Origin of the sequence: Nocardia concava NBRC 100430 (assembly GCF_000308815.1) — a bacterium.
In the GTDB taxonomy this organism is placed as follows: domain Bacteria; phylum Actinomycetota; class Actinomycetes; order Mycobacteriales; family Mycobacteriaceae; genus Nocardia; species Nocardia concava.
Map to the genome: position 1 here is coordinate 100,869 of NZ_BAFX01000064.1, position 15,039 is coordinate 115,907.

The window sequence follows — 15,039 nt, forward strand, 5'->3', positions numbered from 1 at the left end:
GGACAGCGGTTCGTGTGCCCCCGGCGGCATGGCGGACAGCGCTGCGCGTGCCTACCGCGGCACGGCCCCACGTCATCCCGGCATGCTTTTGGCCGGGATCCACAACGGCCGGGGCGGATTCCGGCCAAAAGCGCGCCGGAATGACGAGACTTGCAACCCGCCCGGTGGATAGGAAGTCAGCTTCCCGCCCGGTGGAGTCAGTTCTTTCCCCGGTGGTTGAGAAGTCGGCTCCCCGCCCGGCGGACCAGCTGTCGGGCGGGGGAGCGGGTGACTCAGCCTTGTTGCGCCATCCACTCGTTGACGCGGCGTTCGGCCTCCTCGCGGGAGACGTCTTCGACTCGGGTCATGACGATCCAGCGGTGGCCGAAGGGGTCCATGACGCGGCCGTAGCGGTCGCCGGTGACGAAGGTGGCCGGGTCGGTGACCTCGCGAGCGTTGTGCTCGCGGGCCAGTTTCGAGACGGCGTCCACGTCGGGGCAGTAGTGGACGATGCTGGTGTGGACCCAGTCGTCGGCGGGGGCGCGCAGGCCCTCGTCGGGGATGGGCATGCCGACCTGGATGGTGGAGTCGCCGATGAGGAGTTCGGCGTGGGCGGCTTGGCCGTCGGGGAGATCGTTGCGGCTCAGGACCTTTGCGCCGAAGACGGCGGTGTAGAAATCGATGGCGGCGTTGGCGTCGGGGACGGCGAGGAAGCAGGTGATGGAGTGGTAGCCCTCGGGGATGGGATTCACGGTGTCGCTCATGGCAATAACTCTCGTCGCCGCGGCCGCGATGGTCTTGTAAGAAAGCGACAGGGGCAATGACCAGCGGAAACCACTCGGAGGGGGCCGGCGGTAAGCAGGCCGATCACCGGTTCGATCCGCGGCCGGTGCCGCCGCCGGAGACCGCGAAGGGCCTCTTGCGGCCGCGCCAGCAGAACGCGGCCAACAACCATGCCCGGCTGCCGGCGGGCGTGCGGGTCTCCCGCTATGTCGAGTGGTATTGGTGGGTGCGCTGGGATCGGCGTGGTCAGCCGCCCTTCTTCGCCGAGGTGCTGCCATATCCGTGCGTGAACCTGACTTTCGAGCGCACCCACGAGCGCACTGGCGCCTTCGTCACCGGAGTCTGGACCACGAAGTACGTGCGCGAATTGGCCGGTGAGGGTGAGACTTTCGGGGTGAAATTCCGGGCGGGCGGCTTCGGCGCGTTCACCGGTCTTGACGTCGGCGCGTTCAGTGATACCTCCGTCCCGGCCGCCGAAATCTTCCCCGAAGCCGACGCCTTGTCGGACGCCGTGCTGGCGACCGAGGACTCCGAGCAGCGCCGCGAGTTGATCGAGGACTTCCTCGTCGCGGCCCGGCGCGACGGCGGTGACGAGGGTGACGACGCCGCCTACCGTCAGGTGCTGGCGATCATCGAGGCCATGGAACATGATCCCGACCTGACCCGGGTCGACCAGGTCACCGAGCGTTTCGGCATTCCGATCCGCACCCTGCAGCGCCTGTTCCGCCGCTATGTCGGCGGCAGCCCGAAGTGGGTGCTGCGCCGCTACCGCCTACAGGACGGCGCGCATCTGCTGGCCGAAGGACGCACCTCGGATCTGGCCGCGCTGGCCATCGAACTCGGCTATTTCGATCAGGCGCACTTCTCCAACGAGTTCGCCAAGGAGATCGGAATGCCTCCCCTCGAATACGCCCGCCTCTCGCTATCCTCCTGAACACGCGTCGAGCCGGGAATAACCACACCTCCGATGAAGTTGGTTGCCGTGTCACCCAATGGCAGATCTCACCCCAACTGGCAGATCGATCATCGAAGGAGCGGGTCATGGACGTACTGGTATTGATCGGACGGATCCTCTTCGTCCTGTTGTTCCTCAGCTCGGGCTTCGGGCACCTCGCCCAGAGCAAGCAGATGGCGCAGTACGCGCAGTTCAAGGGCGTGCCCATGCCGGAGATCGCGGTGCTCGCCTCGGGCGTGCTGCTGATCGCCGGCGCACTGAGCGTGCTGCTGGGCGTCTGGGCCGACCTGGGTGCCCTGCTGCTGGTCATCTTCCTGCTGCCGACCGCCTTCCTGATGCACGCCTTCTGGAAGGAGACCGACGCCCAGGCCAAGCAGACCGAGATGATCCAGTTCAACAAGGACATCGCACTGGCGGGCGCGGCGCTCATGCTGTTCGCCTTCTTCGCCCACACCGGCGGCGATCTCGGATTGACGCTCACCGGACCGCTTTTCAGCCTCTGATCCGATCCCGGCGCGTTAGTATTGCGCGTCATTGATCGGCCGGAGGGAAGACCATCGCATGCGTTTGGTGGACACAGCCATCCTCAGCGCGATTCTCGGCTGGTTGTGGGCCGAATTTCGTGAGCTGTGAAGCAAGGCGAAGTCACTGTTTCGCGGGCCGCCCGTTGTGAGTTTTCACAACGGGCGGCCCGCGGGCGCTCCGGGTGATATCCCGGCTTGTGACGAATCTCCCAGCGTCGCAACGCTGTTGGGAATGTGTGGTGCGCGTCGCGAGGGGCCGGGAAATTCGCTGGTAGTCAAGGCTGTGTTCGATCCCAATGCCGAATGTGTCGCGCGCTCGTCCCGCCACGTGGGTGTGATGTGTTGCGATATCGAATATTTCCGCCTCTTATGCCGCTATTGTCAGGCGAAGTTGCCGCGGCGGTAACCCCACCGTTGTGGACGTCGCGGCCCCGACCCTTGTACTTGGAGGAGAAATGACCGCCTACCGGACGATCGTCGTCGGTACCGATGGCTCGGACTCGTCGTACGTCGCCGTCGAGCGGGCCGCGGCTCTCGCGGGCGACGAGGGTGCCACGCTGTACATCGCCTGCGCGTATTTCCCGACCGACGACCGCGATGTGGCCGCCGCCGCCGACGTGCTGAAGGAAGAGGCGTACCAGGTGCGCGGCTCCGCGCCCACCAGCGAGATCCTGCGCGTGGCGCGGGACAAGGCCGTCGCCGTCGGTGCGGTGAATGTCGTCGAGAAGGCCGTCGTCGGCGAGCCCGTCGAATCGCTGCTCAACCTGATCAAGGAAGTGGATGCCGACCTGCTCGTCGTCGGTAACCGCGGCCTCAACACCCTGGCCGGCCGCCTGCTCGGCTCCGTGCCCTCGGATGTGGCGCGCAAGTCCCGCAGCGACGTCCTGATCGTGCACACCGTACGCTGACGTTCGAACGAAAAGCGGCCGTGCCCAACCGGGCACGGCCGCTTTCGTTTCGGACCGATCTCAGCCTAGCCGGTGCAGCACCTCGGGCAGATCCTCGGAGTGCACGACCGCCAACCGCTGCGTCGCGCGGGTGAGCGCCACGTACAGGTCGTTCAACCCGCGCGGGGATTCGGTCAGGATGCGATGCGGTTCGGCGAGCACCACCGCGTCGAACTCCAGGCCCTTCACGTCGTGAACGGTGAGCACGCGCACCGAATCATCGCTCAGGTGAGCCAGTTCCGGGGCCAGATCGTGCGGCACGATGACCACGGTGGTGCCCGCCTGCTCGGCCTCGACGGCCAGCAGCCGTTTGATCTCGTCGGCCAGTTCGGTGGCGGCCACCCGGTGCGCGGTGGGCTCGAAGCCGGAGTCGCGGACCGAGCGCGGCGACGGCGCGGCCGGGTCGATGGCGGCCAGCACGTCACCGGCCACCGCCATGATCTCCGAGGGCGTGCGGTAGTTGACGGTCAGCTCGGTGAGCTTCCAGCGCTTGGCCACATAGGGTTCCAGCACCTGCTGCCACGACGACGCGCCCGCCGGATCGCCGGTCTGCGCGACATCGCCGACGGCGGTGATCCAGCGATTGGGGATGCGGCGCATGACCATTCGCCACGCCATCTCCGAAAGCTCCTGCGCCTCATCCACGATCACGTGCCCGTAGGTCCAGGTGCGATCCCCGGCGGCGCGTTCGGCGGTGGTCTGCCGGGTCCGCACCTGCTGGCGCTCGGCCAGCTGCGAGGCGTCGATGAGGTCGTAGGCCATGAGCAGTTCCGGATCCAGATCGTCCTCGAGATCCTGTGGGGCGGAACCGGTGAGGATGTCCAGGGCGTCCTGGGCCTCGGCCAGCTGGGCGCGCCAGCGGCGGCGGGAACGCTCGCGCTCCTCGCTGTCGTCGATGCCGAGCAGTTCGGCCAGCTCATCGAGCAGCGGCGCGTCGGCATCGCTGAATTCGCCGCTGTCGGAACGGTACAGCTCGGCGCGGTCGGCCTCGCTCAGCTGCCCGGCGGCATTGGCCAGGCGCTTCGGGTCGGCCCACAGCCCGCCCAGCACCTCCTGCGGGGTGAGGATGGGCCACAGCCCGGCGATGGCGCGCTGGATCTCCGGGTCGGCGCGCATCTCGTCGCGGATCTCGGTGAGATCGGTCTGGCTCAACAGGTTTCGCCCGCCCAGCGGGTTCGCGCCGATGGCGGCGGCCAGCTGATCGGTGAGCGCGTCCACCACCGACGCGGCGAAGATGGGCCGCGCCAGATTGTGCGCGCGGCGCGAGGAGCGGGCCCGGCCGCGGGCCTTGGTGACGATCTTGCGATCCAGTTCCAGCTGATGCCCGTCGAAGTAGAGCCGGATCGGCTCCCGCGGCACCTCCTGCCAGTCCCGCACCGCCTTCTTGAGCACCTCGAGCATGTCGAGCGAACCCTTGAGCTCCCCGGCGCGCAGCGAATCCTCCAGTGTCGCTTGCACTCCCGGATACAGGTTGCCGATCGTGGACAGCAGCACACCGGTCTCGCCGAGCGAGGGCAGCACCTGGCCGATGTAGTCGAGGAAGGTGGAGTTCGGGCCGATGATGAGCACGCCGGCCTTGTCCAGCTGCTGGCGGTAGGTGTACAGCAGGTAGGCCGCGCGGTGCAGCGCCACGGCCGTCTTGCCGGTGCCGGGCCCGCCCTGCACCACGAGCACGCTCTTGTGCTCGGAGCGAATGATGGCGTCCTGCTCGCTCTGAATGGTCTCGACGATGTCGTTCATGTGCCCGGTGCGGGCGGCATTGAGCGCGGCCAGCAGGGCGCTCTCGCTGCCCACGCCGCCGTCGCCGCCGATCACGCCGTCGCGCTGGGCGGCCTCGAGGTCGAGATACTCGTCGTTGATCGCGGTGACCTTGCGGTTGCGCGAGCGAATGTGGCGGCGGCGGGTCACGCCGTCGGGCGCGGCGGTGGTCGCGAGATAGAACGGGCGGGCCAGGGGAGCGCGCCAATCCAGCAGCAGCGTCTCGTAATCGGCGCTCTCGTCGAGAATGCCGATGCGGCCAATGTAGCGGTTCTCGCTGTCCCCATTGTCGGAGATGTCGATGCGGCCGAAGCACAGACCGTGTTCGGCGGCATCGTATTTGGATAGGTCCTCGGAATAGAGCTGCGTGAACGACTCGCGTTCGCTTCGAGCCTGCGGGGTGCCGCCCGTCTCGAGGAGCACGGTGCGCAGCCGCCGCTGAGCGTAGGCGCGCATCCCGTCGAGCTGTTCGTAAAGCTTCGTGAGGTACTGCTGCTCGCGCTCCATGTCCGGGGATACCGCGTGCGCGGGATCTGACACAGAACGCTCCTCGGTGAGGTCGGGCAAAACGGAACTCCTTGTTCACCACAGCGCCGTAGTGGGTAACGGCACGCGAAGCATCGAGAACAGAGTTATCCACTCTAGTGCGCGAATCTCCGCGGCGCCGTATCGCCAGGTAATCGTGACCTGAAGCTCAGGAGGCGTGGGTGCTGTCGCTGCGTCGGCTGAGGGTTCCGTTCTGGCGATTGGGGGGCTTGGCGCGGTACATGGCGAGGTCCGCGTCGTGCAAAACCGCTTCCGGGGTGCGGTTGTCGCCGGGGTGCAGGTGGGCCACCCCGATCGAGGCGTCGACGTGGATGCGATGGCCGCGGGCGATGATCGGCTCGGCCATGGTCTGGCGCAGGCGGGTGATCAGGGCGTCGAGGTCGTCACCGCGGGTGTGGCCGGAGAGCAGCACCAGGAATTCGTCGCCGCCGATGCGGCCCACGATGTCGTCGGCGCGCAGCCCGCGTTGCAGCCGCTGCGCCACGATCTGCAGGACGGTGTCGCCGATGGCGTGGCCGAGGGTGTCGTTGATGGCCTTGAACCCGTCCAGGTCGATGAACAGCACGCTCGACACCGGCTGCGTCTCGGTGGTGCCCAGCGCCGCCGACAGCCGGGACAGCACCAGCGCCCGATTCGCCAGCCCGGTCAGCGGGTCGTGGGTGGCCTGGTACTCCAATTGCCTTCGGCTGGCCCGGAATTCGGTGATGTCGTTGAACGAGGACACCGCCGCCGACTCCGGATCGTCGGGATTGAGCAGCCGGCTGTTGGCCGAGAGCCACCGCCGCTGCCCGTCGGGCCGGTCCAGCCCGAACACGAAGCGCGTCACCGTCTCTCCGGTGGCGAGGGTGCGGATGACCGGATACCAGGACGCGGGCATGGGCTGGGCGTTGGCGTCGAGCAGGCTCAGCGGGATGTCGTAGATGTGGGTGCCGATGAGGTCGTCGGCGTCGTAGCCGAAGATGCGGCGCGCGGCCGGATTCGCGGATTCGATGCGGCCGTCGCGGTCGATCACCACCACGCCCTCCTCCAACTGCGACACCACCGTGGTGAAGAACTGCTCGGCGCGCCGCTGGGCGGCCTCGGCCCGGCGCTGCGGGGTGAGGTCGTGCACCACGACCTGGTAGGCGAGGTGATCGTGCCAGGCGGTGAGCACGGAGACGGTCTCCACCTCGACCGAGCCGCCGTCGCAGCGGTGCAGGGTCATCTCGGTGGGGTCGGAGGCGGTGCCGGCGATGGTGAGGCGGCGAATGCGATCGAGCATGGGCGCGATGGACGCGGGTTCCACGAAGTCGGTGACGGCCCGCCCGACGACGTCCTCGGAGCGGTCGGCCGCCAGGATGCGCAGCATCGCGGGATTGGCGTAGACGACGGTGCCGCGCTCGTGCACCACGACCCCGTCGGGGCTGTAGTCCACCAGGGACCGATACCGCTGGGCCAGCTGTTCGGCATCGGCCGGGTCGGTCGCCCGTTCGTTACCCACCACCTCGAGCACCCCCTGATCGTCGTTTCGACACGTCTCTGGAGCACGGCACTTATTCGTTATCTGAAAAGTAGCTGGTGCAGCTTGCCGACCGTATTGAATGAATCACAGTCCCGCACAGCATCGGCCCGTCTGTGGTGATCATTACGGGCAACAGTCCGAAAAGGAGCGATGCAAATGCCTGGCACCATCCCCGAACCCGAGACCTCCGGTCAGCACCAAGATCATATGACCATCGCCGGTATCGGTGCCGTGACCGGGTACGGCTGGGGCCGCGAAACCCTCTGGGAGGGTTTGCTGAGCGGCAAACCCGCCGCCCGGCTCTTTCCAGGGTACGGGCCCGAACGCGATCGCAACGGTTGGGTTGCCCGCGTGCCGGAAGGCGGCGATCCGGATTTGCCGGACAGCCGATACATCCGGGCGATCATGGGCGCTGCGCGCGAGGCGGTGGGCGACGCCACCGACCGCGGCTGGCGGCCAGGTCGCACGGTCGGCCTGCTGCACGCGATCGTGCTGGGCAATGTGCCCGAGTGGCGCGACTTCTACACCGTCGACGGCGGGCGGCGCCGAAATCGTGACTATCTGCGATTACTCCCCTCGACACCGGTGGCGATGCTGATGAGCGAGTTCGGCTTTCACGGCCCGGCCATGAATGTGACGGCCGCCTGCTCCTCCTCGAACGTGGCCTTGATCACCGCGCAGCTGTGGCTGGCCCACGGCATCGCCGACGACGTGCTCGTGGTGGCGACCGACATGTCGGCGATCCCGGAGATGGTGACCCCGTTCGTGGCGCTGGGCGCGGCGGTCGACGACACCGATCCGCTGGACGCCTGCCGTCCGTTCCAGGAGGGCAGCCGCGGCTTCGGTTTCGGGGAGGCGTCGGTGGCCTTCCTGGTGACCCGCGATGCCGACCGGCCGTACGCGGCGGTGCTGGGCGGGGGCATGTCCAACGACGGGTATCACGTGATCTCGGTGGACTCTTCGCACGAGCAGATCTTCGATTGCGTGCGGCGCGCGCTGGCCAGCGCGGACGTGCGGCCGGAGGAGGTCGCCATTCTCAACACCCACGGTTCCGGGACCGCGCAATGCGATGCCGCCGAAACCCAGCTGCTGGCAGAGCTTTTCGATGATCGTCCACAGGTGGTGGCGCTCAAGCCGCTGGCGGGGCACTGCCAGGCCGCCTCGGGCGGAGTCGAATTGGCCGCCGCCGCAATGGGCTACGAGCGCGGGCTGCTGGTGTCCGCGCCGATCGTCGCCCCGGCGCATCCGCGATTGGTCGACGGGGTGCAGCAGGGATACGACGGCATCACTGTGAAGACCGCACTCGGCATGGGCGGCCACAACTCGGCGGTGGTACTCGGCCCGGTGAGCTGAGGGGCTAGTGCAGCGGTACCGACCAGTGGAGTTTGGTACCTGTGGCGGGTGCGCCGTTCTTGCCGTCCTGGTCGTCGCCGGAGCCGCGGCGGGGATAGACCGCCAGGCTCCCTCCCGACTGTTCGGCCCGCCGCGCCAGATTGGTGAGCCCGCTGGGCGTGATGCCCTCCGGTATGCCGCAGCCGTTGTCGGCGACCACGATGGTCAGATCGTCCGCGACGCCGATGTCGATGGTGATGGTGTCCGCGCCCGAATGCCGGACCGCGTTCGAGACCGCCTCCCGCACAACGGCTTCCGCATGGTCGGCCAGGGTCGGCTCGACCACCGAGAGCGGCCCGGTGACGTGCATGAGCGCCCGGATGTCGGTGGCGGTGGTCTGCTGTTTGATGGCGCGCTCGATGCGCTGGCGCAGCCGGGTGCTGTGCCCGTCGCCGCCGTGCAGATCGAAGATGGAGGTGCGGATCTCCTCCACCACGTCCTGCAGATCGTTGATGGCGTCGGCCAGCCGTCGCTGCACCTCGGGAACGCGGGCGCGCGGCACCGTGCCCTGTAGCGACAGGCCGATGGCGAACAGCCGCTGGATGACGTGATCGTGCAGGTCGCGGGCGATGCGGTCGCGGTCGGTGAGGATGTCGAGTTCGCGCATGCGCCGCTGCGCCACCGCCAATTGCATGGCCAGCGCGGCCTGATCGGTGAAAGCGGCGATCAGCTCCATCAATTCGTCGGTGTAGGGCGCGGATTCGTCCGACCGCAGCGTGATCAGCACGCCCAGGGTGGAATCCGGGGTGTGCAGGGGCAGCACCAGCGCGGGCCCGATCCCGGCCAGCGGCGTGCCCAGATCGACGTGGCGGGCATCGTCGAAGCGCAGCGGGGTGCGGGTGGTGAGCGCCTGGCCCACCGCGGTTCCGGCGGCGCGCACGGTGTGCTGGGACATGGATGCTTCGCCCGGCCCGGACCATTGCGCCACCACGAGTTCGGTGACCTGCTCGGGCAGATCGTCGGGATCCACCACGGCCAGCAGCGCGCACTGCGAGGCGGTGAGTTCGCGCGCGTGCGCGACCACATGGGCGAGCACCTTGCTGGGGTCGGTGTCGGCCAGGAATTCGGTGGCGATATCGCGGGTGGCCTCGATCCAGGCCTGGCGGGTGCGGGCCTGCTCGTAGAGCCGCGCGTTGTCGACGGCGATACCGGCCGCGGCGGCCAGCGCCTGCAGCAGCACCTCATCGTCCTCGGTGAACGGGTGCCCGCCGGATTTCTCTGCGAGGTACAGGTTTCCGAAGACCTCGCCGCGAATCCGCACCGGCATGCCGAGCAGCGTGCGCATGGGCGGATGGTGCGCCGGGAAGCCGACCGCGGCGGGATGGCGGGTCAGATCGTCCAGGCGTAGTGGTTCCGGCTTGTCGAGCAGCAGGCCGAGCACGCCGCCGCCCTCGGGCAGATCCCCGATCAGCACCCGGGTCTGCTCGTCGACGCCGTGGAAGATGAACTGGCTGAGCTGTTTCTCGTGCCCGCGCACGGCGAGCGCGCCGTAGCGGGCGTCGACCAGGATGGTGGCGGCGCGCACGATGGTGCGCAGCGTCTGGTCCAGATCGAGGCCGGAGGTGACCGTGAGCATGGCCTCGACCAGCCCGTCGATCCGATCGCGGGCGTCGATGATCTGTTCGACCCGGTCCTTGACCTCGGTGAGCAATTCGCGTAATCGCAGCTGCGACAGCGTTTCACGCACCGAGTAGGGGCCGGTGCGGGTGGTGTCGTGCATGGTTGTCCTGCGGTCCGGCGGAAGCTACACGGCACCCGGAATTCTATGCGGGTCGAGGTTGCGGAAAGGTTGTTATGCCGAACGCGACTGTCCCGTACGCAATTTCGAGGCCAGCACGGCGGCCTGGGTGCGGCGTTCCATGCCCAGTTTGGCCAGCAGCCGGGACACGTAGTTCTTGACGGTCTTCTCGGCCAGGAACATGCGCTCGGCGATCTGGCGGTTGGTGAGGCCGTCGCCGAGCAGGTCCAGCAGTTTGCGTTCCTGATCGGTCAAACCGGCCAGCGGGCCGTCGAATTCGGTGCTGCGGCGCAGCCGGGCCATGAGCGCGGCGGCGGCGCGATTGTCCAGCAGCGAGCGGCCCGCGCCCACCTCCTTGATGGCCTTGGCCAGCTCCATGCCCTTGATGTCCTTGACCACGTACCCGCTGGCCCCGGCCAGAATGGCGTCCATCATGGCCTGCTCGTCGGTGTAGGAGGTGAGGATCAGGCAGCGCAGATCGTCGATGTCGGCCAGCAGGTCCCGGCACAGTTCGATGCCGTTGCCGTCGGGCAGGCGCACGTCGAGCACGGCCACATCGGGTTTCAGCGCGGGTATGCGTGCGAGTGCCTGGGCCACATCGCCGGCCTCGCCGACCACCGTGAGTTCGGGATCCTCCTCCAGCAGATCGGTCAGACCGCGGCGGACGATTTCGTGATCGTCGACCAGGAAGACTTTGATCACGACGGCCTCCAAGCTCATCGGTATCGCGGGCGCGCGGGGTAGTACGTGCGGTAGGGGCCCAACGTAACTCGCGGCGGGGCAACGGGATACCGCCGAAGGTCCCTAATTCGCCGCGTAGTGAACGACTGAAGATTCTTTTGTCGGAGAATTTTCCCTGAAAGTGGTCTGCTTTGGGACCTTCGGCACTGTCGAGGGGGCCGGTGGTGTGTTGCCATGGAGTCGGGTTGCCGGGTCGGAAAAAGGAGAGAGGGGTCGGCTGATGGGCGCGTTCGACGTGTGGTCGAGTGGAATCGATCCGGATTTCGTGGTGACCACGCACGGGCCCGTCCCGTCGGGTGAGGTGACCCGCGTGGTGCGCGGAATGGGCAGAATCCTGCGCCGCCACGGGGTCGACGGGCCGGTGCGGGTACGCCTGCACTGGCCCGAATCAGAGGACGGCACGACCCTGGTGCAGGCCGGTGTCCGAGCGCTGGGGAAGGCGTTCCGGGTACAGGTCGCCGGGCCGGGGCGGTTCGCGGCCACCTTCGCACTGGAGCGGCTGGATCTGCGGCTGGGCTGCCCGCCGGACGAATTGTCCAGGCCCTGGCCGGATCCCGCGCGCCCGTCGCTGTCCGCGGTGACCGGGCCGCGGCCGATCGTGCGGCGCAAGGACTGCCGACTACAGGTGGCCACACCCGCCGCGGCGGCGCGGGTGCTGGACGCCATGGACTACGACGCGCATCTGTTCATCGACGCCGACACCGGATCCGAGGCCGTGGTGTGCTGGACCGGTCCGCTCGGGGTGCGGACCGTCGGCCGGGCTCGCGACGGCGTGCCCACCATGCTCGAGGACGAAGCGGTGTCGCGGTTGTGCACGGGCGGGCTGCCGTATCTGTTCTTCACCGATTCCGACGCCCGGCGCGGGCGGCTGCTGTACCGGCGCTTCGACGGGGATCTGGCGCTGCTGACCGCGGCCGGTTCCGAGGATCGGATGCGCGAGCGCGACCGGGGATTACAGCCGCGGGCCATCGCGGGCTGTGTGCGGCGGGTGTCACCCAGCGTGGCCGCCATCACCGCCACGCAATAAACACGCTGTGACCAGCGTTTCAGCAGCCGTAAACAAACTTGTCGGTGGGTGCCCCTAGCATGGCGTCCGGGGGAAGTCTGGGATTGCTGAAACGTTGGAAGGATGGCCAGTGGCGGATCGCCTGACGGTGCGCGGAGCGCGGGAGCACAACCTCAAAGGGGTCGATCTCGACCTACCCCGCGACAGTCTCATCGTTTTCACTGGCCTGTCCGGGTCCGGTAAGTCGTCTCTGGCGTTCGACACGATCTTCGCCGAGGGGCAGCGGCGGTATGTGGAATCGCTGTCGGCGTATGCCCGGCAGTTCCTCGGGCAGATGGACAAGCCGGATGTGGACTTCATCGAGGGCCTGTCCCCGGCGGTGTCCATCGACCAGAAGTCGACCAACCGCAATCCGCGGTCCACGGTCGGCACCATCACCGAGGTCTACGACTACCTGCGTTTGCTGTTCGCGCGCGCGGGCACCCCGCACTGCCCGGTCTGCGGCCATCTGATCGCCAAGCAGACCCCGCAGCAGATCGTGGACCAGGTGCTGGCCATGGAGGAGGGCACCAAGTTCCAGGTGCTCGCGCCCGTGGTCCGCACCCGCAAGGGCGAATTCGTGGACCTGTTCGAGTCGCTGCACTCACAGGGCTATTCGCGCGTCCGGGTCGACGGCGTGGTGCATCCGCTGACCGATCCGCCCAAGCTCAAGAAGCAGGAGAAGCACGATGTCGAGGTGGTCGTGGACCGCCTCGCCGTGAAGCCGAGTTCCAAACAGCGCCTGACGGATTCGATCGAGACGGCGCTGCGGCTGGCCGACGGCATCGTGGTGCTGGACTTCGTGGACCGCGAGGAGCACGCCCACGATCGGGAGCGGCGCTTCAGCGAGCGGCTGGCCTGCCCGAACGGGCATCCCCTCGACATCGAGGATCTGGAACCGCGGTCGTTCTCGTTCAACTCCCCCTACGGCGCCTGCCCCGATTGCACCGGTCTGGGTATTCGCAAGGAGGTCGATCCGGATCTCGTTGTGCCTGACCCGGATCTGAGCCTCAATGACGGCGCCATCGCGCCGTGGTCGCGCGGGCAGACCGCCGAATACTTCACCCGTCTGTTGTCGGGTCTGGCCGAGGCCATCGGGTTCTCCATGGACACGCCGTGGAACCAGTTGCCGCTCAAGGCCCGCAAGGCGGTGCTGGAGGGCAGCTCCGAGCAGGTGCACGTCTCCTACACCAACCGGTATGGCCGCAAGCGTTCGTATTACGCCGATTTCGAGGGCGTGATGCCCTTCCTGCAGCGGCGCATGGACGCCACCGAATCCGAGGCGATGAAGGAGCACTACGACGGCTACATGCGGGACATCCCGTGCCCCGTCTGCAATGGTGCGCGCCTGCGTCCGGAGATCCTGGCCGTCACGCTGTCAGCGGGCGCGGAGCGCATGTCGATCGCGGATCTGGCGGATCTGTCGATCGGAGACGCGGCCAAGTTCCTCAATACCCTGACCCTCGACGAGCGACAGGCGGCCATTGCCGCGCAGGTGATCAAGGAGATTCAGGCGCGGCTGGGCTTCCTGCTCGATGTCGGCCTGCAGTACCTGACGCTGTCGCGGGCGGCGGCCACCCTGTCCGGCGGTGAGGCCCAGCGCATTCGCCTGGCCACGCAGATCGGTTCCGGGCTGGTGGGTGTGCTCTACGTGCTGGACGAGCCGTCCATCGGCCTGCACCAGCGCGACAACCGGCGGTTGATCGAAACCCTCACGCGCCTCAAGAGTCTCGGCAATACGCTCATCGTGGTCGAGCACGACGAGGACACCATTCACGCGTCGGACTGGGTGGTCGATATCGGCCCGCTGGCCGGCGAGCACGGTGGTCAGGTGGTGTACTCGGGTCCGTACGAGGGACTGCTGAAGGACAAGAATTCCCTCACGGGCGCTTACCTTTCCGGCCGCGAGCAGATCGAGGTGCCGCTGGTGCGGCGGCCCATCGACAAGAAGAAGCAGCTCACGGTGGTCGGCGCGGTCGAGCACAATCTGAAGAACATCGATGTGAGTTTCCCGCTGGGCGTGCTCACCTCGATCACCGGCGTCTCCGGCTCGGGTAAGTCCACGCTGGTCAACGACATTCTGGCGACCGTGCTGCAGAACAAGCTGAACGGTGCGCGCCAGGTACCGGGCCGCCACACCCGCGTCAACGGCCTCGATCATCTGGACAAGCTGGTCCAGGTCGACCAGTCGCCGATCGGTCGTACCCCGCGCTCGAATCCGGCCACCTACACCGGCGTCTTCGACAAGATCCGCACCTTGTTCGCCTCCACCACCGAGGCCAAGGTGCGCGGCTACCAGCCCGGCCGGTTCTCCTTCAATGTGAAGGGCGGCCGCTGCGAGGCGTGCTCGGGTGATGGCACGCTGAAGATCGAAATGAACTTCCTGCCCGATGTTTACGTCCCCTGCGAGGTTTGCCACGGTGCGCGGTACAACCGCGAGACCCTCGAGGTGCACTACAAGGGGAAGACCATCGCGGAAGTCCTCGACATGCCGATCGACGAGGCCGCGGACTTCTTCGAGCCGGTGACCTCGATCCACCGCTACCTCAAGACCCTGGTGGATGTCGGCCTCGGCTACGTCCGCCTCGGCCAGTCCGCACCGACGCTGTCGGGTGGTGAGGCGCAGCGTGTGAAGCTGGCCGCCGAACTCCAGAAGCGCTCGACCGGCCGGACCATCTACATCCTCGACGAGCCGACCACGGGTCTGCACTTCGAGGACATCCGCAAGTTGTTGAAGGTCATCAACGGCCTTGTGGACAAGGGCAATTCGGTCATCGTGATCGAGCACAACCTGGATGTCATCAAGACCTCCGACTGGGTCATCGACATGGGCCCCGAGGGCGGTTCCGGCGGCGGCACGGTCATCGCCCAGGGCACCCCGGAAGACATTGCGGCGGTGGGGGAGAGCTACACCGGCCAGTTCCTCAAGGATGTGCTGGCGAACTCGCAGGCCACCCTCACCGAGGCGAAGCCGGTGAAGAAGGCGGCCAAGAAGGCTCCGGCCAAGAAGGCCGCGCCGAAGACGGAGGCTCAGGCCACCGCCGCCAAGAAGGCCGCCGCCGCCCGCCGCAAGGCCGCGGCTCTGCGCTGATGAAAGCTCGTCCATGACGAAGGCCCCGTACCGGAATCG

The 15,039-nt window shown here is 67.5% G+C and carries 11 protein-coding genes; 6 read left to right on the forward strand and 5 right to left on the reverse strand.

Annotation, left to right across the window (positions count from 1 at the left end):
• Window positions 1-272: 272 nt before the first annotated feature.
• On the reverse strand, window positions 273-743 hold the full coding sequence (locus ON43_RS13095; protein ID WP_040807274.1) for a VOC family protein: 471 nt from the start codon (window positions 741-743) through the stop codon (window positions 273-275).
• 56 nt (window positions 744-799) lie between these two features.
• Between ON43_RS13095 and ON43_RS13100 the strand changes: the two genes are divergently transcribed.
• The 3 genes from ON43_RS13100 to ON43_RS13110 all read left to right on the forward strand — a co-directional run bounded on the left by ON43_RS13100 (window position 800) and on the right by ON43_RS13110 (window position 3,149).
• Entirely contained in the window at window positions 800-1,696 is an 897-nt protein-coding gene (locus tag ON43_RS13100; RefSeq protein WP_083913376.1) for a helix-turn-helix domain-containing protein, read from the forward strand.
• 107 nt (window positions 1,697-1,803) lie between these two features.
• Complete coding sequence (locus tag ON43_RS13105) at window positions 1,804-2,220, forward strand: DoxX family protein (protein WP_040807276.1); 417 nt, start codon at window positions 1,804-1,806, stop codon at window positions 2,218-2,220.
• A 476-nt stretch (window positions 2,221-2,696) separates the two neighbouring features.
• Window positions 2,697-3,149: a universal stress protein gene (locus ON43_RS13110; protein ID WP_040807278.1), complete on the forward strand. Its 453-nt coding sequence runs from the start codon at window positions 2,697-2,699 to the stop codon at window positions 3,147-3,149.
• A 60-nt stretch (window positions 3,150-3,209) separates the two neighbouring features.
• Here the strand turns inward: ON43_RS13110 and ON43_RS13115 are convergent, their stop codons facing one another.
• Window positions 3,210-5,453, reverse strand: a complete 2,244-nt coding sequence (locus tag ON43_RS13115; RefSeq protein ID WP_040807279.1) for a HelD family protein — start codon at window positions 5,451-5,453, stop codon at window positions 3,210-3,212.
• A gap of 187 nt (window positions 5,454-5,640) precedes the next feature.
• Window positions 5,641-6,984 carry a diguanylate cyclase domain-containing protein gene (locus ON43_RS13120; RefSeq protein WP_245568563.1) on the reverse strand — a complete coding sequence of 448 codons (1,344 nt, stop codon included), beginning with the start codon at window positions 6,982-6,984 and terminating at the stop codon, window positions 5,641-5,643.
• A 165-nt stretch (window positions 6,985-7,149) separates the two neighbouring features.
• On the opposite strand from ON43_RS13120, the gene ON43_RS13125 reads away from it, so the two are divergent.
• Window positions 7,150-8,346, forward strand: a complete 1,197-nt coding sequence (locus ON43_RS13125; RefSeq protein ID WP_245568564.1) for a beta-ketoacyl synthase N-terminal-like domain-containing protein — start codon at window positions 7,150-7,152, stop codon at window positions 8,344-8,346.
• Between the two features lie 4 nt (window positions 8,347-8,350).
• Here ON43_RS13125 and ON43_RS13130 read toward each other — a convergent pair whose 3' ends face one another.
• Entirely contained in the window at window positions 8,351-10,105 is a 1,755-nt protein-coding gene (locus ON43_RS13130; RefSeq protein WP_040807280.1) for a GAF domain-containing sensor histidine kinase, read from the reverse strand.
• Window positions 10,106-10,177: 72 nt separating this feature from the next.
• Window positions 10,178-10,825 carry a response regulator transcription factor gene (locus ON43_RS13135; protein ID WP_040807382.1) on the reverse strand — a complete coding sequence of 216 codons (648 nt, stop codon included), beginning with the start codon at window positions 10,823-10,825 and terminating at the stop codon, window positions 10,178-10,180.
• A 259-nt stretch (window positions 10,826-11,084) separates the two neighbouring features.
• Between ON43_RS13135 and ON43_RS13140 the strand changes: the two genes are divergently transcribed.
• A complete protein-coding gene (locus ON43_RS13140) occupies window positions 11,085-11,891 on the forward strand; it encodes a sigma 54 modulation/S30EA ribosomal C-terminal domain-containing protein (RefSeq protein WP_063712537.1) in 807 nt (268 codons plus the stop codon).
• Window positions 11,892-12,000: 109 nt separating this feature from the next.
• Window positions 12,001-15,000 (forward strand): excinuclease ABC subunit UvrA, encoded by a 3,000-nt coding sequence (uvrA, locus tag ON43_RS13145; protein WP_040807281.1) that lies wholly within the window; start codon window positions 12,001-12,003, stop codon window positions 14,998-15,000.
• The last annotated feature ends 39 nt before the right edge of the window (window positions 15,001-15,039 follow it).